This is a genomic window from Saccharothrix ecbatanensis, from assembly GCF_014205015.1.
GTDB classification, from domain to species: Bacteria; Actinomycetota; Actinomycetes; order Mycobacteriales; family Pseudonocardiaceae; genus Actinosynnema; species Actinosynnema ecbatanense.
The window spans coordinates 5,588,217-5,613,744 of the sequence record NZ_JACHMO010000001.1; the positions used below are offsets into that span (position 1 = coordinate 5,588,217).

Here is a 25,528-nt window from a genome sequence, read left to right on the forward strand (position 1 = left end):
GCTCACGCCCCCGGTTGCCGGGCGGCGAACGACATCCGCAGCCGGTCCAGCGGGTCGGCGGGAGCCTGCGTGCCGGCGGCGGCGGACCGCTCGCGCAGTTCCCGCACGCGCGCCGCGAGGTCGCCGAGCACCGGGCCGTCGAACATGGCCTTGACCCGCAGCGGCAGCCCGGTCTCCTTGGCGATGCGGCCCACGAGGTGCATGGCCGACATCGAGTCGCCGCCGAGCGCGAAGAAGTCGTCCGCCAGGGTCGCGTCGGGCCGCTCCAGCAGTTCCGCGGCGAGCCGCAGGACGAGCGCGTCGGTGTCCACCCCCGTGTCGGGCGCGCCCTGGCCACGGGACGCGTAGCGCTCCAACGCCTCGGCGAGCGCGCGGGCGCTGTCGGCGAAGTCGCCCTCCGACCGCATGAGCGCCACCCGGACGAACCCCTCGCCCGCCGAGTGGTCCGCCCAGAAGAACGGCCACCCCGGCAGCACCGAGACCTCCTGCTCGGTCAGCCAGTCGCACAGGTCGTCCGCCCGCCAGCCCTCGGGCAGCCGCAGCCACGCGACGCTCATCGGACCGGCCGCGGGCACCGGCGTCACCGGGCCGCCCTCCAGCGCGCGTTCCAGCACGCCGCGGTTGACCGCGCCGACCTGGCGGGAGCTGAGCTCGCGGTCGGCGTCCACGTAGTCGCGGATGAGCGCGAAGATGAACGGCGACACGTTGAGCAGCAGGTCGTCGGTGATCTCCTGGAGCCTCGGGTACACCCGCGCGTCGGCGATCAGCGAGCCGATCTTCAGGTCCAGCGTGGGCCAGGTCTTGCCGGTGTCCTCGATGCCGATGTGGCGCAGTCCGATCGACTCGAAGTAGGCGTACTGGTCCCAGTCGGCCAGGTGCGCGCTGAAGAACCTGAAGCTGTAGTCCACGATCAGCAGCACGTCGTGCTCGACGCAGCGCCGGGCGATCGTCCGCATCACGTCCGGCGCGGGGTCGGCGCCGGTGGGGTTGTTCGGCGTCACCAGGAAGATCGCGTCGGTGTCCCGGTAGAACGCCGGGTCGTCCGGCTCGGTGAAGATCCGCTCGGTGATCGGGGTGAGCGGCACCTGGTGTCGGCGCAGGATCGCGGGGATGTTGTCGAACGTCGGGTGCAGCAGCGAGACCCGCGACCCCTTCTCCCGCAGGTAGTTCGCCACCACCTCGATCGACAGCGACGACGAGTAGTGGTGCAGCGGCCGGCGCTCGCGGGTCACCACGCTGTGCTGCCCGGCGAGGCCGTAGAACGCCTCCTCGAACTCGCGCTGCAACGTCAGCTGCGGCACCTCGTCCGCCGTGGTGTACAGCTCGGGCAGCCGGGCGACGACCTCGCGCATCCGCGGGGTCTGCGCCTGGCGCGCGTGGCCGTCGGCGAGGTTGTGGGTGTTCATCAGGCCCGCCCACTCGTGCCGGGTCAGGCTGTCGGCCACGTCGTCCGCGGGCAGCGCCGGGGTGTTCGGAACCGGCAGGTCAGGCAAGCTCGACACGGTCATGGCCTTTCACGTCGTCAGGGCGGGAGGGGAGGGCCGGCCCGGCGGGCAGCGGCCGGCCGAGGGAGTGCACCGACGCCGCGAGCGCTCGCCGGTCGACCTTGCCGTGGCCGGTGAGGGGGATCTGGTCCACCTGCGCCCAGCGGGCCGGGATCATGTAGTCGGGCACGCGCTCGGCGAGCACGGCGTTGAGCTGCGCCGCGGTCGGCGGTGTTCCGGCGACCTCGACGAACGCGGCGAGCCGGGTCCCGGTCGCGGTCTCGTGGGCGACGACCGCGGCGGCGGCCACCGAGGGGTGCGCCAGCAGGCCGGCTTCCACCTCGCCCAGCTCCACCCGGAAGCCGCGCACCTTCACCTGGGCGTCGGCCCGGCCGCGGAAGACGAGGTCGCCGCGCTCGTCGACCACGCCGAGGTCGCCGGTGCGGTACATGCGGTCGCCGGGCGCGCCCGTGGGATCAGGCCGGAACCGGTCCGCGGTCAGCCCCGGCTGGTTGAGGTAGCCGCGGGCCAGGCCCGCGCCGGCGATGTGGATCTCGCCGACCTCGCCGGGTTCCACCTCGTCGAGGTTGTCGTCGAGCAGGCGCACGCGGACGTTCTCGATCGGCCTGCCGATCGGCACCAGCGGCGCGGGGTCGTCGAGGTCCGCCGGACGGCAGCGGTGCACCGTGCTCCACACCGTGCCCTCGGTGGGGCCGTACTCGTTGAACAGCGCGTTGTCCGGCGCCGCCGCGAAGTGCCTGCGGGCCAGTTCGGCGGGCAGCTGCTCGCCGGCGAGGACGGTGCAGCCGACGTCGCGCACGGCGTCGGGGTGGTAGGCCAGCAGGGCCGCGTACTGCGACGGCACGCCGTCCACGTGGGTGGCCCGCTCGCGGACGATCAGCTCGGCCAGCAGCGCGGGGTCCAGCACCTCGTCCGCCGTCGGCACGACGAGCCTGCCGCCGGTGCCGAGCGTGAAGTAGATGCCGGCCACGGCGGCGTCGAACGTGAACGGCGCGAGCATCACGTACGAGGCGCACGGCCGGGGGAACACCGAATACCTGGCCAGCGTGGAGTTCACGACCTGCCGGTGCGGGGTGACCACGCCCTTGGGCACGCCGGTCGAACCCGAGGTGTAGATGACGTAGGCGACGTTGTCCGGCCCCACCGGCGCCGACACGTCCTCGTCGGTCTCCTCGCCGGCGGAGACGACCGCCCGGCCCTCCGGGACGCCCGCCAGCGCGTCGGCGGAACCGGCGAACAGCTCGATGCCGGCGTCGGCCACGATGTGGGCACGCCGCTGCGCGGGGAGGTCGGCCGCGAAGGGCACGTACCCCGCGCCGGACCTCAGCACGCCGAGCGTCGCGGCGAGGGTGTGCGTCGAGCGGTCGGTCGGCACGCCGACTAGCGACTCCGGGCCCGCGCCCAGCCGGCGCAGCCGCGCGGCGACGTGGTCGGCCCGGCGGCACAGCTCGCGGTAGGTCACGTCGGCGCCCGCGGTGGTCACCGCGACCGCGTTCGGCGTGCGCGCCGCCTGCCGGTAGACGAGTTCGTGCAGGATCGCCATTGTCACGGCCCTATTCGGCGGTTTCCCGGATGCTGCGCGGTCGCATGTCCGACCACACCCGGTCGACGTGGTCCAAGCACTCCTGGCGACTTCCCGTGAAATCCGCGGAAGTCCAGCCGTCGGGCAGCTGCCGGTCGGCTCGCCAAATGGAGTACTGCTCTTCTTCGTTGATCAAGACCACGTATTCGCTCATCGCACTCGGCCCAATCTCACCTACCGGAACGGCTGTCCGATGCCATCTTGGACACCTCCCGGCGGTGCGGAGAAGCCCTCATTTGCTTCACAGCGCAGTTCCACCGTGAAGCACCGCTGAACACCCTCAGGTCAACCGTGCGGTGTTAATCAGGCATTAACAGGGTGGGTCGCTGATTAAATCTTCGAAATAGCCGGCGGTCATCCCCACCTGATAGGAATGCGCCGATCAGCGGATTCCCGCACGGTCGACGAATTCAGCTCGCCTGGAGCGCGGAGAAGCGCGAAGAGGAGACCTCGTGGTGGAGACGAACTCCGGCGGCGACGGCGCGACGCACGACGCCGCCCGGTTGCTGCACGAGATCGCGAGTGGGCTGGCGCGGGCCGGCGCGACCTCCGACACGGTGCTCACCGACCACCTGGAACGGGTGCCGGCCGAGCTGTCCGCCGCGCTGGCGGACGTGGTGGCGCTGCCGGACCGGACCACCGGCTGGTCGGTGGCGAGCGGTCTGCTCGCGGAGTTCGGCGACCCCGGGCCCACCCCGTTGCACTGGAAGGAAGGCGGCGACGAGGCCACCCGCGCGGTGGACATCGCGCTCGTCCTCGTCGGCTCGTCCCTCGGTCAGGTGTTCGGCTGGGCCGGGCAGCAGGCCGGGCGCATCGTGCACGACATCGTGCCGAGCGCGGGGTACGAGGACATGCAGGTGGGCGCGAGCAGCACCACCGCGCTGGCCTGGCACACCGAGGACGCGTTCCACCCGGACCGCCCCGACCTGCTGATGCTGGCGTGCTTCCGCAACCACGACCGCGTCGGCAGCCTCCTGTCGAGCATCCGCCGGGTCGTGCTCGACGAGCGCGACCTTGTGGTGCTGAGCCGGCCGGACCTGGTGATCGTGCCGGACGACTCCTACCCCGGCGACTGGTCGGGCGGCGACCTGTCCGAGAACGCCATGGCGACGGTGTGGCGTGCCGACGACGGCCTCTGCCTGCGCTACGACCCGTCGTACACCCGGTTCCTCACCGACGACGCCGAGCTGCGCGCGGCCTACGACCGGCTCGGCGAGGCGATCGACGCGTCCAGCGAGGAGGTGCCGATCCAGGCGGGCGACATCCTCCTGGTGGACAACGACATCGCGGTGCACGGGCGGGCCGCCTACCGGGCCCGGTTCGACGGCACGGACCGCTGGCTCAAGCGCGTGCTCGTGCGGCTGGACCGGCCCCGGCCCGCCGAGCAGCGGTCCGGCGGCTACGACCAGGCCATGGTGCGGCCGACGTTCCGCGGTCCGGTCGCGGGCTAGGCCGGGGACGCCGTGATGACCGACCACACGCCGGGCTGGAACGACACCGCGCACGACGTGCCCGCCGTGACGCTGCCGGACCTCTTCGAGGCGCAGGCCGCCCGCACGCCCGACGCGGAGGCGGTGCGCTTCGACGGCGAGGTCGTCACCTACCTGGAGCTGGACGAGCGCGCCAACCGCCTGGCCCGCCTGCTGGTCGCGCGCGGCGCCGGACCCGGCCGGATCGTCGCGGTCGACCTGCCCCGCTCGGTGGCGCTCGTCGTCGCGCTGCACGCGGTCCACAAGGCCGGCGCCGCCTACCTTCCGATGGACGGCGCGGACCCCGTCGAGCGGGTCCGGCAGCAGCTCGTCGACGCCGCCCCGGTGGCCGTGCTGACGACGGTCGCGCAGGCAGCCGGGCGTTTCCCGCCGGACGCGAACGTCGTCGCGGTCGACTCGCCGGGCACCGCCGCGGACCTGGACCGGCTGCCCGCCACGAGCCCCGAGCGGTCGGGCGTCACCACGGCCACCCCCGCGTACGTGATCTACACGTCCGGGTCGACCGGGCGGCCGAAGGGCGTGGTGGTCCAGCACGGCGCGATCGTGAACCGGCTCGTTTGGATGCAGCACCAGTACCCGATCACCGCGGGCGACCGGGTGGTGCAGAAGACGCCGTGCACGTTCGACGTCTCGGTGTGGGAGTTCTTCTGGCCGTTGGCGGTCGGCGCGACGCTGTGCGTGGCCCGGCCGGGCGGTCACCGCGACCCCCGGTACCTCGCCGACCTGATCCGCGCCGAGCGGATCACCGTGGCGCACTTCGTGCCGTCGATGCTGGACGTGTTCCTGGACGAGCCGTCCTCCGCCGACTGCCCCAGCCTGGAGCTGGTCGTGTGCAGCGGCGAGGCGTTGTCGGCCGAGCTGCGCGACCGGTTCTTCCGGACCTCCTCCGCCCGGCTGGAGAACCTGTACGGCCCCACCGAGGCCGCTGTGGACGTCACCTACCACTCCTGCTCCCCCGACGACGCCGAGCCGGTCGTCCCCATCGGGCGGCCGGTGTGGAACACGCGGGTGCACGTGCTCGACGACCGGATGCGCGAGGCGACCGAGGGCGAGCTGTACCTCGGCGGCGCCCAGCTGGCCCTCGGCTACCTCAACCGCCCCGGCCTGACCGCGGAGCGGTTCGTGGCCGACCCGTTCGGCCCGCCGGGCGCACGGCTCTACCGGACCGGAGACCTCGGGCGCAGGCGGCCGGACGGGGCGGTGGAGTACGTGGGCCGGGCCGACGACCAGGTCAAGATCCGGGGCATGCGGGTGGAGCTCGGCGAGGTCGAGTCCACGCTCACGGCCCACCCCGCGGTCGCCCGGGCGGCGGTCTCGGTGCACCGGGACCGGTCGGGCTCGGCGGTTCCCGTCGCGTACGCCGTGCCGGACGGGTCGCGGGCCGGCGCCGTGCGCAACCTCGTCACGTGGGCCGCGGAGGGTTCCACGCCGGACCTGCCGCTGCAACGCGTCGGCCGTGACGTGGTGATGTTCGGCCGCAGCAGGTCCGAGGCCGAGTTCCTGCACGAGGAGATCTTCACCAGGCGCGAGTACCTGCGCGGCGGCATCACCCTCCCGCCCGACGCGGTGGTGTTCGACATCGGCGCGCACATCGGGTACTTCGCGCTCCAACTGTCCCAGGAGTGTCCACAAGGGACGGTCTACTGCTTCGAGCCGATCCCCGAGCTGTTCGCCACCCTGTCCGCGAACTGCGCGCTGCACGACGTCGACGCCCGGTTGTTCAACTGCGGCATCGCCGACCGGGCCGGCACGGACGCGTTCACCTACTACCCCGAGCTGTCGATCATGTCCGGCCGGTTCGCCGAGGAGGCGGCCGACCGCGCGGTCGTGGAGACGTACCTGCGCAACGGGTTCGGCGCCGAAGGAGGCGCCGGGGCGGGCCCTCAGGTTGGCTCCGAGGTTGGCTCCGAGGTTGGCACGATCGCCGCGCCCGACCTGGCCGACCTGCTGACCGACCGGCTGCGCGCCACGCGCGTGACCTGCGAGCTGCGCACGGTCTCGGACGTCATCGACGAGCACGGCGTGGAGCGCGTGGACCTGCTGAAGGTCGACGCCGAGCGGAGCGAGCTGGAGGTGCTGCGCGGCGTCCGCGACGAGCACTGGCCGCGCGTGGCACAGGTCGTCGCCGAGGTGCACGACGAGAACGGTCGGCTCGACGCGGTGCTGGACCTGTTGCGGCGGCACGGCTTCACCGTCGCCGTCGACCTGTCCGACCCGCTGCGCGGCACCGGTCTGGTCAACGTGTTCGCGCGCCGACCGGACGCCCCCACCTCGGCCCCGACCGCGCGGGAGCGGACGTGGGCAGTGCCCGAAGCGCTGGTCGAAGACCTCCTCGACCACCTGCGCGACCGGCTGCCGGAGCACATGGTCCCCGCGTCCGTCACGCTGCTCGACCGGCTGCCGCTGACGCCCAGCGGCAAGCTCGACCGGCGCGCCCTGCCCAAGCCCCGCGCCACCACGTCGGCGGGCCGCGCCCCGGACGGCGTCCGCGAGCACGTCCTGTGCGAGTTCTTCGCCGACGCGCTCGGGCTGCCGTCCGTGTCGCCGGACGACAACCTCCTGCGCCTGGGCGCGCACTCGTTGCTGATGGCCAAGCTGGCCGCGCGCATCCGGTCCGCGCTCGGCGGCGCGGTGGTCCTGAGCGACGTGCTGCGCGAGTCCACCGTGGCCGGTCTGGTCCGGCTCGCCGGCGCGTCGGACGGCGGCGCCTACGAGCCGGTGCTGGCCTTGCGGCTGCACGGGAAGCTGCCGCCGCTGTTCGCCGTCCACGGTGCGGACGGGCTCGGCCGGCACTTCGCCGCGTCGCTCGACCACCTCGAACCCGGCCGGCCGGTCTACGCGTTGCAGGCGCGCGGCCTGAACGGCGACGGCCCGGTCGCGTCGTCGCTGCGCGAGGCGGCGGCCGAGTACGTCGCACGGGTCCGGGCGATCCAGCGACGCGGCCCGTACCACCTGGCCGGCACGTCGACCGGGGCCGTCATCGCCCGGGAGATGGCCGCGTCGCTGCGGGCCGACGGGCACGAGGTGGTGCTGGTTCCCGTGGACGGGGCGCCCGGCGGCGCCAACCCGACCGCCTCGCTGCTCGACGCGCGGGCGACCTCGATGGGCGCCGACCGCGCCGCCGCCGTCGCCGAGATCACCCGGCGGTTCGCGGACCTCCTCCGCGACCACAACGCCGACCACGGCCACACCGCTGACCAAACCCACACCGGCCACCACAGCCACACCGGCCACCACAGCCACACCGGCGACCACACCGACACCGCCGGCGAGCCGCACCGCACGCGGGGCGAGCCGCACCGCACGCGGGGCGACCACCTCGTGCCCGTCACCGCCCGACCCGCCGACGACCGCGCCCCGACCGCTCCGGAGAGCCTGACGTGACCGCTTCACCGCAGACCGCCGTCCTCCCCGACGAGAGCTGGAACGACACCGCCCGCGAGTTCCGCTCGGACGCCCTGGTGCACCAGCTGGTCGCCGAGGCCGCCGAGCGGCACGGCGACCGGCCCGCGCTGGTGACCGCCGACGCGACGGTGTCGCACCGCGAGCTCGACGCCGCGTCGAACCGGCTCGCCCGGCACCTGAAGGCCTCCGGCGTCCCGGAGCAGGCCTACGTCGCCGTGCTGGGCGACCACCGGCCGGCGACCGTCACCGCGCTGCTCGCCGTGGTGAAGGCGGGGGCGGCGTACGTCCCGCTCGACCCGAGGTGGCCCGCCGAACGCCTGGTCACGCTGCTGTCGTCGCTGAACGTGCGGTACCTGCTGGTGGACCGGGCGCACTACCCGGTGGCCGAGCGCATCCGGTGGTCCGTGCCCGGCCTGCGGCACGTGGTGTGCTTCGACGAGCCGGCCGAGCGGCCGTGGGCCGACCGCCTCGACACCGACGTGCTCGGCGAGATGTGGGACGTGGTCGCGGGCAGCGACGACGAGCTGGTGGCCGCGGGCTTCAACCGCGGCGACTCCGCCGAGAGCTACACCGAGGACGACGTCCGGGCGTACGCAAGACACGTGGCCGGTCTCGTCACCGACGCCCTCGGGCCGTCCGGCGGCGTGCTGGAGATCGGGTGCGGCACCGGTCTCATCCTGCGGGAGCTGGCGCCGCTCGTCGCGCACTACACCGGCGTCGACCCGTCCCCCGTGGCGATCGGCAAGGCCGGCGCGCGGCACCCCGGCGCGCACCTGGCCGTCGGCTTCGCGCATGACGTCGCGCGCCACACCCGCGGGCGGTACGACGTGGCGGTCCTCGCCAGCACCGTGCAGTTCTTCCCGGGGCTGGACTACCTGGTCGACGTGCTGGACGCGGTGGCGGACGTGCTCGGCGAGGGCGGGACCGTCGTGCTCGCCGACCTCATCGACCCCGATCACGAGGAGCACCGCGGCCTGCGCGTGCCCCCGTCGTTCTTCGCCTGGCTTGCCGACCGCGGTGACCGCTTCGCCTCCGTCGACGTCCGGCGGCGCGACGGCGGGTTCCGCGGCGAGCTGGCCCACCGCTACGACGTGCTGCTCCGGGTGGGCGGTCCGGGTCCGATCGCGCCGGTGACCACGGCCTGGCACGTCGACCGCCTGCCCGCCGACCCGGTGGCCGCGGGCATCGACTCCGGCGCACTGGCCTACGCGATCTTCACGTCCGGTTCGACGGGGCTGCCCAAGGCGGTCGCCGTGCGCCACCGCAGCGTGGTGAACCTGATCGACTGGGTGAACCGCACGTACGAGGTGACGTCGGCCGACCAACTGCTCATGGTCACGTCGTTCTCGTTCGACCTCTCGGTGTACGACGTGTTCGGCATCCTGGCCGCGGGCGGGTCGATCCGGCTCGTGGAGGACCGCCTGATCGCCGACCCCGACCACCTGGCCGACATCCTGGAGGTCGAGCCCATCACGTTCTGGGACTCCGCGCCCGCGGCGATGTCGGTGGTCCTGTCGTTCCTCGAGCTGCGAAAGGGCGCGGCGTCCCGTCCGGTGCGGCTGGTCTTCCTGAGCGGCGACTGGGTGCCGCTGACGATGCCGGACCGGCTGCGCGCGCAGTTCCCCTCGGCGCTGGTGGTGGCGCTGGGCGGTGCGACCGAGTGCACGGTGTGGTCCAACCACTTCCCGGTCACGACCGTGGACCCCGACTGGCCCAGCGTCCCGTACGGCCGGCCGATGCAGAACGCCCGGTACTACGTGCTGGACGAGCAGATGCGCACGTGCCCCGTCGGCGTGGCGGGCGACCTGTACATCGCGGGCGAGTGCGTGGCCGCGCGGTACGAGGGCGACCCGGAGCTGACGGCGCGGAAGTTCCTGCCCGACGTGGTCCGCCCCGGCGAGGATCGGATGTACCGCACCGGCGACCGCGCCTGCTGGCTGCCCGACGGGACGATGCGGTTCCTCGGCCGGGTGGACGATCAGGTGAAGGTGCGGGGCTACCGGATCGAGCTGGGCGAGGTGCAGGCGGCGCTCAACCGGTGCGAGGCGATGGTCGAGGAGTCGGCGGTGGTGGCCGCGTCGGGCGCGCACGGGCCGGAGATCGCGGCCTTCTACGTGCCGCGTGGCGGCACGGCGCCGGACGACGTGCGGGCCGAGCTGGCGAGGTCGCTGCCGGAGTACATGATCCCCGCGCGCCTGGTCGCGGTGGACGAGCTGCCGGTGTCCGCGATGGGCAAGGTCGACCGGAGGAAGCTCGCGGAGATGCTGGGCTGACGGCGCGGTCGGGCCGCGCCGGGCACAGCGGTTCATGGGCAACTGCTCGACGTGCCAGTTCCTCTTGACTGAGCCCGCAGCGCGCCTCGCCCGCACCAGCATCGCCGCCATATCCGCTATCCGGCCCTCCACTGACGTCTCCGATGGGATACGTCACGCCGCGAGTTCGCCTGCGACAACCCGCACCCGGCCCCGCACCCGACGAGCCGACCAGACAGAACGAGCTCGGCCCCCGATCAGCGGAACAGGTGCTCGGTATCTCGGGAAACCCGTTCGCGGCGATTCGGCCACCTGTACGCCTCACAGCCGCAGCTCGCCGGCGCCAACCGGTCCGGCCCTTGCCCTGTCACCCAGAGGCGCCCCGACGGTCGGCTGTGCGGTGGACCGGTCCGGAAGACCTGATCCGCGTGCCGGCGATGACCGTGTGTGCCGGCGTTCACCCGACACCTCTGCCCGGCACCACCTGTCCAGGTGGTGCCGGGCAGACCGGCCGGCCGGATCCCTGTAGTGCGACCACTCTGCGTCCAAAGGACGCCGGTGGCGGTGTCCTGTGACGCGCGGAGGGGCAGAATGCGCCAAGCGGAAGCAGCCGGAACGTCGGAGAAGCCCGAGCGACGGTGGTGGTCGCGGCTCCTGCTCGCGGCGTTGGTGGCGGCCTCGTCGGTCGTCACGCCGGTCGCCGCCTCGGCCGGTGGACTCGATGCTCTGGAACCGCTGACCGACGAGCAGTGGGCCGCCCACGTCCGGGAGGTCGACGCCAAGGTCGCCGAGGCACTCGAACAGGGCAGGGCCACCGCGGTCACGCACACCGTCGACGGTGACGGCGTCCGCTGGCTTCCCGAACGCGCGGCGTGGCAGCGCAGGATCGCCGCGGAGTTGTACGCGCGGGGCGCGTGGGTGCCCGACGAGGGCGAGGCGCTGTTCACCGGCGGTCTGCCGGGCGCGGGCAAGACGACGGCGCTGAACCAGAACCCCGACGTGGACCCGTCTCGCTACCTGGTGCTCAACGCCGACGACGCGAAGGAGAAGCTGTGCGAGCACGGCCTGGTCCCCCAGATTGACGGGATCGCGCCGCTGGAGGGCTCGGAACTGGTCCAGGAGGAGGCTTCGGTGATCGCCGGGCTGGTCGCCGGCATGGCCGCCCAGAGCCGCAAGAACGTCGTCTGGGACACCACCATGAGTTCCCACGGCTCGGTCGACCGGCGGCTCGACCGGTTGCGTGACAAGGGCTACGACCGGTTCACCGCGCTGTTCCTGGACGTCCCGATCGACGTCAGCCTCCGACGCGTCGACCAACGCCACCGCGAAGGCTACGAGAAGTACCGCAACGGTGACCGCTGCGAGGGCCGCCACGTCCGGGCGTCCTACATCCAGAGCTCCGTGGACCCGGACTACACCAGCGTCAACCGCCGAGTCTTCGAGGACCGCAAGGCGCGCTTCGACCGCTGGTACCTCTACGACGCCACCGACATCCCCGCCACCCTCGTCGACCAAGGCTGACGCCAGGCCCACAGGTCCCCGCCGTCGAAGCCGGAATCCGGCGCGTGTCCCGGAAGTGGAACCGCACCCGTTCGCCACGCGTGGCAATACGTTCCGGGCACTGCGACCGGGACGTGTTCGGATCAATCAGCGTGGCGCCGCGAGCATTCCCCGGACCGTCCGGGAGTCACGACGGGCGTCCGGACACCCAACCCTTGAACCAGCCGCCCACCCTGCCCCGTTGCGGCGGCGCCGCACCCGGCACGCCGAGCAGCCCGCCCATCGGCCTGCGTTCCGGGGTCAGCGACGTGCCTCCCTGCAAGCCCGCCCGCGCCACCCGGTTGAGCGGCGGCACGGAGGTCAGCGGCGTCCGGCGCAGGGAAGCCGCCAGCCCGCACCCCGGCCCCACCATCGGCCCGCGCAGATGGCCCGCGACACCACCGACGAACAGGCTCCCGATCAGCAACGGCAGCACCACCGTCGGCATCACGCCGAACGCGGGGGCCGCCAGCACGCCGATCGCAGCCAGGTTCCCCAGCCACGCCACCAGCGTCAGCGCCCGCCACCGTCGCGGCGGGACCAGCAGGCCCCGCTCGATGAACGGCTCCACCCGCACCTGCGCCGCGACCCCGTCCACCAGCGCCCCCAACGACCCTGGTCGCGCCGCCAGCGCCAACACGCGCGCCTGCGCCTGCGTCACGGCCCCGCCCGTGCGGACGGCACGCACCATCCCGTTCCCGTCGAACACCAACGCCCCGACCCCCGCCAGCGCCGCCACCGCCACCTCCGCGACCCGCCGCGGCCCGGCGATCAACATCGCCTCGTCCTCCGGTGCCACTCGCTCCCCCGCGTCCGTCGACCGCGCCAGCATGGCCGAAGCGGCGGCGGACGGGTCCGGTATCCGCCGGATCCCCCGCCGGGAATCCGCTCGTTCCCCTGTGCCTGCAAGTGGATCTCGCCGCGGTAGTACGTAGCGACCTGGGTGACGTGGTTCAACATGGCCCACCGCAACTCCGAACCGCTCATGCTCTGCCAAGTCAGGCGGCCGGATCGAATACGGCCTGCGGTGACCAGCCGGGCGTCGACTGCGGCAGCTGAAGCACCGAGAGAAGGCGACACACGACAGGCGCCGTGTCCCCCGCAGCCGGCGGTGGTGCTGCGCAACCACATCCGGCTGCAGTCCTGTTCAAGATCTACGCCACGTGCCTTCCAGGACAGGAGGCGGTTGCGCGCAAGCAGTTGTGGGGCATCTACCGCACTGAGGATTGACCGGCCGGAGTTCGGCGCGCATTCGGCACGGATGGCCATGGACAGCAGGTGACGGCCGGACACGGCGGCCGGCCAACACGAGATCGGCCCTGACCTCATCAGTCGAGGACAGGGGCCGATCCTATGTGGTCCAACTATGTGCCCCCGGTGCGACTCGAACGCACACTGGACGGATTTGAGTCCACCGTCAAGCCAGGCAATCGACGTCACCACTGGCGACCGAGTCCCGTGGTTGCATCATGGAGGTGGCGCAGGCGCGGTGGCACAGTGGTTCATGGACACGCCCATGGACAGCCGGGTCCACAAAGGATGATCAACTAGGGCGGTCGTCAACCAGCTCGACGGCCCAGCTCGCGAAGAACGACCGAAGTTCCGCCACTCGGTCACCGGGGATGGGGAGTTCGCTGTCCTCGAAGCGGGACAGCGTTCCGAGCATCTGCGCGAAGACCGCCATGTCGAACCCCATGTCGACTTCAGCGGCGCGGGCGAGCAGCAATTGTTTGCCATAGCGGTGGACCAGCGCGTAGACGTCCGTGAAGTCGCGAGCTTCCGCACGGTCGAACAGGGCGAGCGTCTTACGGCCGGCCAGCTCCTCCAAGTCGAACGTCGGCCCGATGAAGCTGGCCGTGGGCGGCCTGCTCGGAGGCGTGTCGAGAGCGAGGTCGACCACCAGCGAATCCGGCCCGGAGACCACCAGCCGACAGAACGTCACCCCGTCCCGCACTCGCCGCACAGACCAGCCCCGCTCTCGCGCAGCCGTTTCGAAGGCGTCACGAGCGGCAACGACATCTCCGCTGTCGGGGCCGGCGAAGAAGTCCAAGTCCTGCGTGGGCCGGTCGGTCAAGGCTTGAGCCACCAGTGCCGCGCCTCCGGCGAGCAGGAACCCCTCGCTCTCCGCGAGACCGAAGAACACCCTGGCCACCTCTACCTGGAAGTCGGTCAAGCCTTCCGGAGACGACTCGTCAGGCATCACGCGGCCTCTGCCGCCGCACGACCGACAACCGACGACCAAGCGGCTCGGACGTCACGAGGAAGGACGAGTTCGTCCCACAAGTCGACGAGCAGAGCACCGTCAACATACGTGATCACGTCCTCCGGTCCACCCTCGCGAAGCACGATCTCGTAGACGCGTGCCCGTTCGGACCGGTTGGCCAGGTTGAACCACCGCCCCGGCGCAGACCAGTTCAAGTGGATCGGCAGCGTCACAACGGAAAAGGCCCGGTCCATCGGAAGACGAGGAAGCTCGCTCAACGTGAAGACCACGCGACCACGCGAAGTTACGTGCTCGACAACCCGCGGCACGGGCACGACCACCAACTCGTGACCGGCTTCAGCCAGCAACCGCCCCAACGTGTCCACCGTGGGCGACTTCCGTCCGTGTTCGTAGGCGGACAGCGTCGGCCGCGAAGTACCTGCTCGACGTGCCAGTTCCTCTTGACTGAGCCCCGCAGCGCGTCTCGCCTGCACGAGCATCTCTGTCATATCCGCCATACCGGCCCTCCAGTGACGTATCCGATGGGATACGGTACGCCGCGAGTTCGCCTGCGACAACCCGCACCCAAGCCCCGCACCCGACGAGCCGACCAGGCAGAACGAGTTCGGCCCCCGACCAGCAGAACAACCGGTCAGGGGCCGAACTTCAGATGAATCGCGATGTGCCCCCGGTGCGACTCGAACGCACACTGGACGGATTTTGAGTCCGCTGCCTCTGCCGATTGGGCTACGGGGGCCGGTGGGAGCACTCTACTCGATCAGGTTGCCCGGCCGCCGCACGACCCCCGACTTCGGGGAGCGACGGCCGGGCATCCCCCCGCGCGTCAGGATCGGACGAGGCGGCCGATTGCGGCGGACGCCTCGGCGATCTTCGCGTCCGCCACCTCGCCCCCCTCGGCCGCCGCCTGCGCCACGCAGTGCTTGAGGTGCTCGTCCAGCAAACCCAGGGACACCGCCTGCAACGCCTTCGTCGCGGCCGAGATCTGGGTCAGCACGTCGATGCAGTACTCGTCGTTCTCCACCATCCGCTGGAGGCCGCGGACCTGCCCTTCGATGCGCCGCAATCGCTTGAGGAACGCGTCCTTGTCCGGCGTGTAACCGTGCATCGCTCCCGACCTTCCCTACCCTGGGCGGGTACCCGACTCCCAGGATAGGCCACTCGACCGAGTGTGACCGGCACCACGGGCAAGCCTTCGGGCTGCTCGCATTTCGGCGGGTGCGGTTTAGCCGGCGAAATGACCCGTCCGGGGGCATCAGTCACATTTTCGGCGCGAAAGGTTAGGCGATATTCCTCTCGTGCACTATGGTGTCGTCGAAGCGTGTGGCGCAGAACAAGTCGTAGGCAGCACGCGCTATGCGAGCACACACGGAGGAACAGTGGCACAGCAGACCGTCGTCCAACTCATCGACGACCTCGACGGCAGCGAAGCCGCCGAGACCGTGACCTTCGCGCTGGACGGAGTGGAGTACTCCATCGATCTCTCCAAGGACAATGCGGACAAGCTCCGCGACTCCCTGGCCGACTTCGTCGCCAAGGCGCGCCGCGCGGGTGGCCGCAAGCAGCGCAAGGGCACCGGCAAGAGCACGGTAAAGGCTGGTGACAAGGCGCAGGCGCAGGCGATTCGGGACTGGGCGCGCGCGCAGGGCCACCAGATCTCCGACCGCGGTCGCATTCCCCAGGGCCTGGTCGTGCAGTTCCAGGAAGCGCACGCCTCCTGAGTCGCGTCGTTTTCCCCTGCGGTGGACCGCCACTGCCGCAGGGGAAAAACGCAGGTCAGAGACCCTCACGTCATTCTGGTGCGCCCCGGGAACTCGGCGTCCAGCAGGCTGAGCAGGGCGGTCGCCTTGACCGCGGTCTCCTCGAATTCCTCCGCCGGGTCGGACAGCGCGATGACCGCGCCACCCACCCCGAAACTCACCTTGTCCCGGTCCACCACCAGCGTCCTGATGACGATGCTGAAGTCGGCCGTTCCGGAGAGTGAGAAGTAACCGAGCGCCCCGGAGTAGACACCCCTGGGCCCGGCTTCCAGCCCGTCGATGATCTGCATTGTCCGGATCTTGGGCGCACCCGTCATGGACCCACCCGGGAACGCCGCCCTAACGACGTCGGCGGCGGAACTTCCGGAACGCAGTCTGGCCCGAACCGTGCTGACGAGCTGGTGCACTGTCGCGTAGCTCTCCACCTCGAAGATCCTGGGCACCTCGACGCTGCCGACTTCCGCGCAATGGCCCAGATCATTGCGGACCAAGTCCACGATCATGAGGTTCTCGGCCCGGTCCTTCGCGCTGGTCGCCAAGGCTGTGCGCAAAGCCTCGTCCTCGGCCGCGGTGGCCCCGCGGGGTCTCGTGCCCTTGATTGGCTCGGATTCGACGACACCCTGTCGGTCCACCCGGATGAACCGCTCGGGTGAAGTGCTGAGCACCGAGAGCGCGCCGAAACGGAGCAACGCGGCGAACGGCGCCGGGCTTTCCGCGCGGAGGAACCGGTAGGCGTCCCACGGGTCGACCACGCCGCGCCACGTCACCGTGTTCGTCAGGCATACCTCGTAGCTCTCGCCCGCCGTGATGGCCTCCTGACATGCCGCCACCAGCTTGAGATAGTGCGAACGGCTATGCCGCGCCTGCACGGACTCCGCACGCGGTGGTCGGGGAGCCGATGCGGGCGACGCGGTGAAATCACGCAGGAAATCGGCCGTTCGGCCCAACCACCCGTCCTCGTCGGACAACGCCAACAGGTAGACGCATCTCGAAACGTGGTCGAAAACCAACGCCCGGTCGGCGAACACGAATGCCGCGTCGGGCTGCTCCGAACGGTGCGCGGCCACTCCGCCGCATTCGGCCTTCAGCTCGTACCCGAGGTAGCCGACCCAGCCGAGCGCGAACTCGAAGGGGACGTCCGGCTGCGTCACCCGCCACGCGGCCAGGTCGGCCTCCAGCCAGTCGAAGAACGGCCCGGGATGCGTCACCCCGTCCACCGTGACCGCGCCGGTCCACACGTCGTACGTCGCCACGCGCGCCAGAGGGCCCTGGGCGTCGCCCATCACGGAGAACCGACCCCGTGCGCCGACGAGGCTGCTGTCCAGCCAGAAGGCGTTCTCGGACGCCCCGTACAGGGCCGCGTAGACGTCCTCCGCCGACGGGTGCACGGCCACGCGCCGCACCAACACCTCCCGCGCCGAAGCGACGGAGGGAGGAGAAGGGGGAGAGGGGGCGCGCGCAGAGTTGGAGGCGGGAGGGGGAGCCACGGAGGGGGGAGGAGTGACTGCGGGCTCGACGGCAGCGGCGGCGGTTAGGTTGTGGAAGTTGGCCAGTAGCTGGTGACCGTGTGACGTGCACACCGACTCGGGGTGGAATTGCACACCCCACGCGGGGCGGGAGCGGTGGCGTACGGCCATCAGGACGTTGTCCGAGGTCGTCCAGGCGATCGGCTCCAGCGAATCGGGCAGATCGGACACGGCCAGCGAGTGGTACCGCACCACGGGCAGTGGCGACGGCAGGCCGGCGAACAGGTCCACCCCGGTGTGCCGCACCAGGTCCACCACGCCGTGCCGGGGCGGCACCAGCCCCACCGACGCGCCATGCGCCAGGCACAGCCCCTGGTGGCCGAGGCACACCCCCAGCAGCGGGATCTCCGCGTGCTCGATCACCGCACGGCACAGCCCGAAGTCGGCCTCCCGCTGCGGCCGTCCGGGACCGGGCGAGATCACCACGTTGTCGAACCGGCGCAGGTCGGACAGCCGGAACCGCGGGTCGTCGTTGGTGATGACGACCGGCTCGCGCCCGTTCACCTCGGCCAGGTACTGGAAGAGGTTGAAGGTGAACGAGTCGTGGTTGTCGATGAGCAGGGTCCGCATGGCGGACACGACGTTACCTGCACGAACACCCGGATGGAGTACCCCTGGACGGACGACACACCGGGACCCGGACACACTCCGACACCGAAGACACCGAAGACACCGGCAAGACCGAAGAGGCCGGGCACACGCGCTGCCCGGCCTCCCCGTCCCTCCCCGACTCAGTCCAGGTGGAACTTCGGGTCTACCGCGATCGCCGCGAGCTGCTGCGACGTCAGCGGCCTCTCGGCCAGCGCCGGGTGACCGGAGTTCAGGTACTCCCGGGACTGGGCCACGATCACCAGCGTGCTGTCGTCATACCGGTAGAAGGCGGCCTGCTCCATGCCGTTCTCCGGGCCGGCCGCCGTGACGACGACGACCTGCTTGCCGCCGACGTCGAGGATGTCGCAACGGCCGCTGCCGTCGGTTACCGGGTACGTCTGGCGGATCACCATGCCGCAGCCCGACACGTCCTCGACGCGCGAGTTCCCCTTGGTCTCGACCTGCATCCACAGGTGTCCGACGCCCTCGGTGCCGCCGCGCACCACCGGCGTGTACGCCAGGTACTCCCAGATCTCCAGCCCATCGGCGGTGTAGTCCGCGAACTGCGACTGGGTGCGCCGCAACGGCCCGTAGTCCAGCCTTCCGACCGCGGCCTTGTCCACGGCCTCCACGCCGTTCGGCAACGACGAGCCCAGGTCGTTCAGCACCGCCACGCTCTTGTCCGCTCGCGGCCCGTTGGTCGAGGTCCGGTCGCCCTGCCCGTTCGGCCACGGCCTCTCGGTGGACGCCTTCGCGTCCTCAGACGTCGGCGGCGGGCTCAGCGTCGCCGTGACGGACGGCGGCACGCTGGTCATGGGCGGCGCGCTCGCCGGGACCGACGACTGCCCTCCCGCCACCTGGACGCCGTCGCCACCGGCCAGGTTCGGCACCAGCACGGCGCCGACCGCGATGGCGACCACCCCGAGTCCGGCGACCGCCACCGCCCACGTGGCCTTCCGGCGGCGGTCCGCACGGCGGCCCCGGTCCAGCGCAGCCCCGGCATCCATGGGTGGCGGCGGGCTGCTCGCCACCATCACATCCTGCAACGCGCTCTTCAGCTCGTGCTCGTTCATCGCACCATCTCTCCCTGCTGAGGGGTGATCAGGCCGCGCAGCGTCTGCAGCCCCCGCGCGGCCTGGCTCTTCACCGTTCCTTCGGAACAGTTCAACGCCCTGGCGGTCTCCTCGACCGACAGGTCTTCCCAGTACCGGAGCACGAGCACGGCCCGTTGCCGCGGCGGGACCTTGGCCAGCGCCGCCAGCAGCACCAGCCGGTCCTCCGTCGAGCCACGTCCGACGGCCGCCGTGTCGACGTCCGTCTCGCTCACCCGCTCCTTGCGGAACCAGCCACGGCGCAGTTCGGACACGAACGTCCGAACCAGCGTCTGCCGCGTGTAGGCGTCGAGTGCCTCGTGCCGGTCGATCCGCCGCCACGCCACGTAAAGCTTGGTGAACGTGGCTTGGACCAGGTCCTCGGCACGGTGCCAGTCGCCGCACAGCAGGTACGCCGTGCCACGCATGGCATCGGACCGCGCCGCGAAGTACTCGGCGAACGCGGTGTCCCGATCACTCATCTGTCCTCCCCCGTGCTGCGGTACGAGGTAATCACGCTCGCGGGCGCTCAGGGGGTTGCATGCGGGTTCCGGGGATTCGTGGAAACTGGTCTCATCACCACTCGGGAGGCCCTGCTTGTTCTTCTTCGTGCTGTTCGCCGTCGTGATGGGCGCAGCCCACTACTACATCTGGAAGCGGGCCGTCCGGGACACGACGCTGCCCGGTCGTGGCCGCCGGATCGGCACCGTCGTGGTGCTCCTCCTCTACGTGCTGGTGATGGCCGGCCTGTCGGTGAGCAGGCTCGGGTGGGCGCTCGGTGACGCGGTCGCCTGGCCGGGGTTCATCTGGCTGGCGGGCGCGTTCTACTTCTCGTTGATCCTGGGCGTGCTGGAGATCCCCCGGCTGCTGATGCTGCGCTCGACCCGGCGGCTGGAGGTGGCGGTCGCGGCGGGCGTGCCCAACGCCGTTGCAGAAACACCAGAGACGCCGGAGCAGCCGGAGGCGCCGGAGCAGCCCGCCGACCCTGGCCGACGGCTGTTCATCGCACGGTCGCTCGCCGTCGTGGGCGGGGTGGCCACGGCGGGCGTCGTCACGTACGGCGCCACGCAGGCGTTGGGCGACCCAGTCCTCAAGCGCGTGCCCGTGACGCTGGGCAAGCTCGACCCGCGGCTGTCCGGCTACCGCATCGCGGTCGTGAGCGACATCCACCTGGGACCGCTGCTCGGCCGCGCGCACACCGAACGGGTCGTGCGGATGATCAACGAGCAGCAGGTGGACCTGGTCGCGATCGTGGGCGACCTGGTCGACGGCACGGTGGACGAACTGGGCGAGGCGGCGGCTCCGCTGCGCGACCTGGTGAGCACGCACGGCAGCTTCTTCGTCACCGGCAACCACGAGTACTACTCGGGCGCCGAGCCGTGGTTGACGGAGCTGGACCGGCTCGGCGTGAGCCCGCTGCGCAACGAGCGGCTGACGATCGAACGGGCGGGCGCGTCGTTCGACCTCGCGGGCGTCAGCGACGTCACCGGCGCGGCCTTCGACGACGGCCCCGACTACGCCCGCGCCCTGGACGGCCGGGACACGTCGAAGCCCGTGGTGCTCATGGCGCACCAGCCGGTGCAGGTCCGCGAAGCCGCGAAGCACGGGGTGGACCTCCAGCTGTCCGGGCACACGCACGGCGGCCAGATGTTCCCGTTCCACCTCGCGGTGGGCCTCCAACAGCCGATGCGCAGCGGGCTGGAGACCATCGACGGCACGCAGGTCTACACGACCAACGGCGTCGGCTTCTGGGGTCCGCCGGTGCGGGTCGGCGCGCCGCCGGACATCACCGTCCTGGAGTTGCATCACAACTTCGCCGGCCGATAGCGCATTTTTCGCCCGCACCACCTAGAGTGGACGGCCGTGCCCGAACACGGTTGCGGAGGGGGACCCCTAGCGAGATGACGAAGAGCTTTGCCGATCAACGGCTTGACGAGGCAACAGCTCGTATCCGTCATTTCCTGGACAATGAGCGACCGGACACCCCCTGTCTGGTGATCGACCTGCCGACCGTGCGCGACCGGTTCACGGCCATCCGTTCGGCGTTGCCGCGGGCGGGGATCTTCTACGCGGTCAAGGCGAACCCGACGCCCGAAGTGGTCGAACTGCTGGCCGCCGAGGGGTGTTCGTTCGACGTCGCCAGCCCCGCGGAGATCGACCTGTGCCTGGCGCGCGGCGCCGCGCCGGAGACCATCTCGTACAGCAACCCGATCAAGAAGGCGCGGGACATCGCCTACGCGTACGGGCGGGGCGTGCGACTGTTCGTGTCCGACAGCGAACAGGACGTGCTCGCGCTCGCCGAGCACGCGCCCGGCGCGTCCGTGATGCTGCGGATCCTGGTCAACAGCAAGGGTTCCACCTACCCGTTCGGCAAGAAATTCGGCTGCTCGCCCGAAATGGCGACGGATTTGCTGCGGTTGGCGTCGGAGTCGGGGCTCGTTCCGCTGGGCGTGGCGTTCCACGCCGGGTCGCAGCAGCTCGACCCGGGCGGCTGGGACGCCGCGATCGCCGACGCCGCGCTCGTCACCGCGAAGCTGCGCGCCGAGGGCCTGTCGCTGACGACGGTCAACCTGGGCGGCGGCCTGCCCGCCGGCTACCTGGAGCAGCCACCTCCACTGTCCGTGTACGGCGCGGCCATCACCGCGTCGATCGAACGCCACTTCGGCGACCTCAAGCCTCACGTGATGATCGAGCCGGGACGCGCGATCGTCGCCGAGTCGGGCGTCATCCGGTCCGAGGTGGTGCTCGTGGCGCGCAAGTCCTATTCGGACGAACGCCGGTGGGTGTTCCTCGACATCGGCAGGTACGGTGGACTGGCGGAGACCGAGGGCGAGGCGATCGCCTACCCGCTGCGGACCAGCCGGGACGGTGGACCCGTCGGCCCGGTCGTGATCGCCGGCCCGACGTGCGACGCGGACGACGTCCTCTACCAGAACACGTGCTACCAGCTGCCCCTGGAGCTGCGCGCGGGCGACCACGTCGACCTGCTCGGCGCGGGCGCCTACACGGCCAGCTACTCCTCGGTGGCGTTCAACGGCTTCCCGCCGCTGGCCACCCACTGCGTGCGATGAGCACGCCCCCGCCTGTCCGTCGCAGTGCACCTCCTGAAGATGTTTGGAGTGATTGATGTCCGAACTCCCGTGCGAAACCGAGCCGGTTGGCTTGTTCGCAGGACAGCACGTGCTCGCCGAGCTTGAAGGCGTGAGCCCCGAACTGCTCGACGACGAGCAGTTCCTGCGACACGCGCTCGGTGAAGCGCTCACCCAGGCGGATGCCACGGTGTTGGAGGTGGTCTCCAAGCAGTTCGAGCCGCAAGGGGTCACCGTGCTGGCCCTGTTGTCGGAGTCGCACGCGTCCATCCACACGTATCCGGAAGTCGGAGCGGTGTTCGTGGACGTGTTCACCTGCGGCACGCGCGCCAAGCCCGCGCTCGCGGTGCAGTTGCTGGCCGAAGCGCTGGGAGCTGCGTCGGCACGGACGGACATGGTCAGCCGGGGTCGTCGCGTCCCCGCGCTCGTCGGTGAGGAGAAAGCGTCTTGATCCGCGAACCGCTCGCGGCCGGGATGACCCGGCACTGGGACGTCGAAGAGGTCGTGGTCGACACCCGGACCGAGTTCCAGCACCTGGTGATCGCGCGCACCGCCCAGGGGTTGTCGCTGTTCTGCGACGACGACCGGCAGAGCACCGAGTTCAGCCAGTTGACGTACCACGAGGCGCTGATGGCGCCGGCGCTGCTGCTCGCCGACCGCGTCGACCGGGTGCTGGTCATCGGGTCGTCGGAGGGCGTCGTGTGCCAGATGGCGGTGGCGGCGGGCGCTTCGGTGGTCGACCACATCGACATCGACTCGCAGGCCGTGCGGCTGTGCGCCGAGCACCTGCCGTACGGGTACACGCAGGACGAGCTCGCTCTCGCCGAGAAGGGCGAGGGCGCGATCCGCGTGCAGTACATCGACGGCTACGAGTACATCCGGACGACGTCGGAGCGTTACGACATCGTCCTGGTGGACCTGCCGGACGAGCGCGAGGAAGAGGCCCAGCACAACCGCTTGTACGGCGCGGAGTTCCTCGCCCTGTGCAAGGCGCTGCTCACGCCGGGCGGCGTCGTGGTGTCGCAGGCGGGCTGCCAGACGATGTGGCGCAACACCACGCTGATCCGGATGTGGCAGCGGTTCAACGAGGTGTTCGACACGGTGGCGTACTACGGCTCGGACGAGCACGAGTGGGCCTACCTGTTCGGGCGGGCCGACGAGGTGGCCGACCCGACCGCCCTCATGGTCGAGCGCCTGCCCGAGTGCGGCTACCAGCCGGAGACGATCGACGACCTCGCCCTGGTCGGCAACTCGATCCCGCCCTACCTGGTGCGGCACTCTTTGGCGTGACCCCCACCGCCGCGTGAGTCCTACGTTCAGAACGCGAACGTAGGACTCACGCGGTTCAGGCGAGTGAGCGCTTGAGGAAATCGACCTGGAGCAGCAACAGGTTCTCCGCGACCTGCTCCTGCGGGGTCATGTGCGTGACGCCGGACAGCGGCAGCACGGTGTGCGGACGCCCGGCGGCCAGCAGTGCCGACGACAGGCGCAGGGTGTGGGCGGCCACCACGTTGTCGTCCGCCAGACCGTGCACGATCATCAGCGGGCGCTCCAGCTTCGGGGCGTCGGCGATGAGCGAGTTCGCGTCGTAGATCTCGGGCTTGTCGTCCGGGTGGCCCAGGTAGCGCTCGGTGTAGTGGGTGTCGTACAGCCGCCAGTCGGTGACCGGAGCGCCCGCGATGCCCGCGTGGAACACGTCCGGACGGCGCAGGACGGCCAACGCGGCCAGGTACCCGCCGTACGACCAGCCGCGGATGCCCACCCTGGTCAGGTCCAAGTCGGGTTCGACGGCGGCGACGGCGTGCAGGGCGTCCACCTGGTCTTCGAGGGTGGCGCCGGCGAAGTCGAACGCGATCTCCCGCTCCCACACCGGCCCACGACCGGGCGTGCCGCGGCCGTCCACCACCAGGACCGCGAAACCCTGGTCCGCCAGCCACTGCGACGTCAGGTAGGCGTTCCGCGCCGACACCACGCGCTGCGCGTGCGGCCCGCCGTACGGGTCCAGCAGCACCGGCACCTTCACGCCCGGCACGTGGTCGCGCGGGAACAGCAGGGCCGTCCTCAACTCCCGCTCGCCAACGGTCCGCAGCCGCACTTCCGGTGTGAGCACAGGGGTTTCCGCGAACGTCCCGATCTCGCCGCCGGTCGACAGCGTGACCTTCGGCCCGAAGCGGTCCATCGCCGACGACACCAGCAGCAGCACGCCGCCCGCCCGCGCCGCGCCGTGCACACCGTCCTCAGTGGACAGTCGGGTGCGTCCGTCGGCGGTGACGAGGAAGACGTGCGTCTGCGTCGGGTCGTCGGTGGACGCCGACACCAGGACGCCGTCCTCGGCCACGTCCAGCACCGCGCGCACCTGGAACCCGTCCGGCGTCCACGGGCGGTCGCCCACGACGAGCCGGTTCGCGTCACCGATCGGCAGCACGCGCAGCAGTTCGCCGTCCGGCGTCCAGCGCGGCACGCCCGGCACGATCTCCAGCCAGTGCGGGTCGGTGTCGTCCGCCACCACGTCCACCGCGCCGGTCTCGACGTCCACCGCCAGCACGAGGGCGCGGCGCTGGTCCCGTGACTGGACCTGGAGCAGCGGCTTGCCGTGCGACGACCACGACACCGTGGCCAGGTACGGGAACGCGTCGCGGTCCCACGTCACGTCGACCCGGCCCGCGCCGAAGACCGACACGCCGACCACCGCGTTGGCCTCACCCGCGGCGGGGTAGGCGATCTCGGCGGCGGGCTTGTCCGGGTTCGCCGGGTCCGCGATGTGCCAGCGGGGCACGGGCGCGTTGTCCACCCGGGCCGCCAACACCCGCTCGCCGTCCGGGGAGAACCAGTACCCGCGGTACCGGCTCATCTCCTCGGCCGCGATGAACTCCGCCAGACCCCACGTCACGTCCGGCCCGTCCGGCGCCGCGACCACCCGGTCCGCGCCCGACTCCAGCTCCACGACGTGCAGCGCGCCGTCCGCCACGTACCCGACCTTGCGGCCGGTCGGGTCGAGCCGGGGGTCGATGGCCGCGCCCGGGACCGGCAGCTCGCGCACCGCGCCGGTCGCGAGTTCGACCACGAACAGCCTGCCGGACAACGCGAACACCGCCTGCCGCACGGCGCCGTCCGTGGCGTAGCCGACGATGCCCGCCGCCTGCTCACGGGTGCGCTCGCGGCGTGCCCGCTCCTCCGGGGACAGGTCCTCGGGGTCGGTCAGCAGCGTGTTCGGGTCGACGAGCAGCGTCTCGGACCGGGTCGCGGTGTCGAACGCCCACAGGCCGTTCGCCCGGCTCGTGGCCGCGGCGGTGCGGAGGAAGTACACCGTGGCGCCGTCCGGAGCCACGGTGAAGGTGCGCGGTGCGCCAAGGGTGAACCGCTGGGTGCGCGCGTGCTGGCGCGGGAAAGAGATCTCGTTGCCCACCGGAACACCCTACGTGGTGTCCGAGGGGTCGGCCCGGACGTCGGTGCGCGAGCGGGCCGACCCCTGTCTCC

19 protein-coding genes, 1 tRNA gene and 1 pseudogene are annotated in these 25,528 nt (G+C 71.3%); 9 read left to right on the forward strand and 12 right to left on the reverse strand.

What is annotated here, in order from left to right; translation table 11 throughout:
* Positions 1-2 precede the first annotated feature (2 nt).
* Genes F4560_RS23465 through F4560_RS23475 form a run of 3 tightly spaced genes read right to left on the reverse strand, consistent with a single transcriptional unit; the run spans position 3 to position 3,241 of the window.
* Entirely contained in the window at positions 3-1,508 is a 1,506-nt protein-coding gene (locus F4560_RS23465) for a pyridoxal phosphate-dependent aminotransferase (RefSeq protein ID WP_184923222.1), read from the reverse strand.
* Complete coding sequence (locus F4560_RS23470; protein WP_184923225.1) at positions 1,486-3,048, reverse strand: amino acid adenylation domain-containing protein; 1,563 nt, start codon at positions 3,046-3,048, stop codon at positions 1,486-1,488. The genes F4560_RS23465 and F4560_RS23470 overlap by 23 nt, the downstream gene beginning before the upstream one ends.
* A 10-nt stretch (positions 3,049-3,058) precedes the next feature.
* Complete coding sequence (locus F4560_RS23475; RefSeq protein WP_184923227.1) at positions 3,059-3,241, reverse strand: MbtH family protein; 183 nt, start codon at positions 3,239-3,241, stop codon at positions 3,059-3,061.
* A gap of 298 nt (positions 3,242-3,539) precedes the next feature.
* On the opposite strand from F4560_RS23475, the gene F4560_RS44910 reads away from it, so the two are divergent.
* The 4 genes and pseudogenes from F4560_RS44910 (at position 3,540) to F4560_RS23495 (ending at position 11,755) form a co-directional block, all read left to right on the forward strand.
* Entirely contained in the window at positions 3,540-4,538 is a 999-nt protein-coding gene (locus tag F4560_RS44910; RefSeq protein WP_184923229.1) for a TauD/TfdA family dioxygenase, read from the forward strand.
* A 36-nt stretch (positions 4,539-4,574) separates the two neighbouring features.
* Positions 4,575-7,961, forward strand: a pseudogene (locus F4560_RS44915) (amino acid adenylation domain-containing protein); the annotation flags it as partial.
* Complete coding sequence (locus tag F4560_RS23490) at positions 7,958-10,255, forward strand: AMP-binding protein (protein WP_184923233.1); 2,298 nt, start codon at positions 7,958-7,960, stop codon at positions 10,253-10,255. The pseudogene F4560_RS44915 and the gene F4560_RS23490, both read left to right, overlap by 4 nt.
* A gap of 570 nt (positions 10,256-10,825) precedes the next feature.
* Positions 10,826-11,755, forward strand: coding sequence for a zeta toxin family protein (locus F4560_RS23495; RefSeq protein ID WP_184923235.1), 930 nt, complete (start codon positions 10,826-10,828; stop codon positions 11,753-11,755).
* Positions 11,756-11,921: 166 nt separating this feature from the next.
* Here F4560_RS23495 and F4560_RS23500 read toward each other — a convergent pair whose 3' ends face one another.
* The 5 genes from F4560_RS23500 to F4560_RS23520 form a co-directional block, all read right to left on the reverse strand.
* Positions 11,922-12,572, reverse strand: coding sequence for a hypothetical protein (locus F4560_RS23500; protein ID WP_184923237.1), 651 nt, complete (start codon positions 12,570-12,572; stop codon positions 11,922-11,924).
* A 744-nt stretch (positions 12,573-13,316) separates the two neighbouring features.
* Entirely contained in the window at positions 13,317-13,973 is a 657-nt protein-coding gene (locus tag F4560_RS23505; RefSeq protein WP_221483621.1) for a nucleotidyl transferase AbiEii/AbiGii toxin family protein, read from the reverse strand.
* Positions 13,973-14,494, reverse strand: a complete 522-nt coding sequence (locus F4560_RS23510) for a helix-turn-helix domain-containing protein (RefSeq protein ID WP_184923239.1) — start codon at positions 14,492-14,494, stop codon at positions 13,973-13,975. The genes F4560_RS23505 and F4560_RS23510 overlap by 1 nt, the downstream gene beginning before the upstream one ends.
* Before the next feature lie 165 nt (positions 14,495-14,659).
* Positions 14,660-14,733 (reverse strand) — tRNA-Leu (locus F4560_RS23515).
* 87 nt (positions 14,734-14,820) lie between these two features.
* Entirely contained in the window at positions 14,821-15,102 is a 282-nt protein-coding gene (locus tag F4560_RS23520) for a metal-sensitive transcriptional regulator (protein ID WP_184923241.1), read from the reverse strand.
* Between the two features lie 271 nt (positions 15,103-15,373).
* Between F4560_RS23520 and F4560_RS23525 the strand changes: the two genes are divergently transcribed.
* Entirely contained in the window at positions 15,374-15,715 is a 342-nt protein-coding gene (locus F4560_RS23525; RefSeq protein ID WP_184923243.1) for a histone-like nucleoid-structuring protein Lsr2, read from the forward strand.
* A gap of 65 nt (positions 15,716-15,780) precedes the next feature.
* Here F4560_RS23525 and pabB read toward each other — a convergent pair whose 3' ends face one another.
* From pabB to F4560_RS23540, 3 genes are all read right to left on the reverse strand, one after another.
* The gene (gene pabB, locus F4560_RS23530) at positions 15,781-17,850 is read right to left on the reverse strand and encodes an aminodeoxychorismate synthase component I (protein WP_184929341.1); all 2,070 of its coding nucleotides are present in this window, start codon (positions 17,848-17,850) and stop codon (positions 15,781-15,783) included.
* Between the two features lie 161 nt (positions 17,851-18,011).
* A complete protein-coding gene (locus tag F4560_RS23535; RefSeq protein ID WP_184923245.1) occupies positions 18,012-18,944 on the reverse strand; it encodes a hypothetical protein in 933 nt (310 codons plus the stop codon).
* Complete coding sequence (locus F4560_RS23540; protein WP_184923247.1) at positions 18,941-19,444, reverse strand: SigE family RNA polymerase sigma factor; 504 nt, start codon at positions 19,442-19,444, stop codon at positions 18,941-18,943. The genes F4560_RS23535 and F4560_RS23540 overlap by 4 nt, the downstream gene beginning before the upstream one ends.
* Positions 19,445-19,559: 115 nt before the next feature.
* Here F4560_RS23540 and F4560_RS23545 point away from each other — a divergent pair, with 115 nt between their 5' ends.
* From F4560_RS23545 to F4560_RS23560, 4 genes are all read left to right on the forward strand, one after another.
* Positions 19,560-20,789, forward strand: coding sequence for a metallophosphoesterase (locus F4560_RS23545; protein WP_246477875.1), 1,230 nt, complete (start codon positions 19,560-19,562; stop codon positions 20,787-20,789).
* Between the two features lie 74 nt (positions 20,790-20,863).
* Positions 20,864-22,033: a type III PLP-dependent enzyme gene (locus tag F4560_RS23550; RefSeq protein WP_184923249.1), complete on the forward strand. Its 1,170-nt coding sequence runs from the start codon at positions 20,864-20,866 to the stop codon at positions 22,031-22,033.
* Between the two features lie 55 nt (positions 22,034-22,088).
* Positions 22,089-22,502: an adenosylmethionine decarboxylase gene (gene speD, locus F4560_RS23555; RefSeq protein ID WP_184923251.1), complete on the forward strand. Its 414-nt coding sequence runs from the start codon at positions 22,089-22,091 to the stop codon at positions 22,500-22,502.
* The gene (locus F4560_RS23560; protein WP_184923253.1) at positions 22,499-23,341 is read left to right on the forward strand and encodes a spermidine synthase; all 843 of its coding nucleotides are present in this window, start codon (positions 22,499-22,501) and stop codon (positions 23,339-23,341) included. Before speD ends, F4560_RS23560 begins: the two co-directional genes overlap by 4 nt.
* Before the next feature lie 55 nt (positions 23,342-23,396).
* On the opposite strand, the gene F4560_RS23565 is transcribed toward F4560_RS23560, so the two are convergent.
* Positions 23,397-25,457 carry a S9 family peptidase gene (locus tag F4560_RS23565; protein WP_184923255.1) on the reverse strand — a complete coding sequence of 687 codons (2,061 nt, stop codon included), beginning with the start codon at positions 25,455-25,457 and terminating at the stop codon, positions 23,397-23,399.
* Between the last annotated feature and the right edge of the window lie 71 nt (positions 25,458-25,528).

Bases quoted from the DNA above. Each gene is read 5' to 3' on its own strand.
- F4560_RS23465 (WP_184923222.1), bottom strand. From the start codon at position 1,508: ATGACCGTGTCGAGCTTGCCTGACCTGCCGGTTCCGAACACCCCGGCG.
- F4560_RS23470 (WP_184923225.1), bottom strand. From the start codon at position 3,048: ATGGCGATCCTGCACGAACTCGTCTACCGGCAGGCGGCGCGCACGCCG.
- F4560_RS23535 (WP_184923245.1), bottom strand. From the start codon at position 18,944: ATGAACGAGCACGAGCTGAAGAGCGCGTTGCAGGATGTGATGGTGGCG.
- F4560_RS23520 (WP_184923241.1), bottom strand. From the start codon at position 15,102: ATGCACGGTTACACGCCGGACAAGGACGCGTTCCTCAAGCGATTGCGG.
- speD (WP_184923251.1), top strand. From the start codon at position 22,089: ATGTCCGAACTCCCGTGCGAAACCGAGCCGGTTGGCTTGTTCGCAGGA.
- F4560_RS23540 (WP_184923247.1), bottom strand. From the start codon at position 19,444: ATGAGTGATCGGGACACCGCGTTCGCCGAGTACTTCGCGGCGCGGTCC.
- F4560_RS23550 (WP_184923249.1), top strand. From the start codon at position 20,864: ATGACGAAGAGCTTTGCCGATCAACGGCTTGACGAGGCAACAGCTCGT.
- F4560_RS23475 (WP_184923227.1), bottom strand. From the start codon at position 3,241: ATGAGCGAATACGTGGTCTTGATCAACGAAGAAGAGCAGTACTCCATT.
- pabB (WP_184929341.1), bottom strand. From the start codon at position 17,850: ATGCGGACCCTGCTCATCGACAACCACGACTCGTTCACCTTCAACCTC.
- F4560_RS23495 (WP_184923235.1), top strand. From the start codon at position 10,826: ATGCGCCAAGCGGAAGCAGCCGGAACGTCGGAGAAGCCCGAGCGACGG.
- F4560_RS23505 (WP_221483621.1), bottom strand. From the start codon at position 13,973: ATGCCTGACGAGTCGTCTCCGGAAGGCTTGACCGACTTCCAGGTAGAG.
- F4560_RS23510 (WP_184923239.1), bottom strand. From the start codon at position 14,494: ATGGCGGATATGACAGAGATGCTCGTGCAGGCGAGACGCGCTGCGGGG.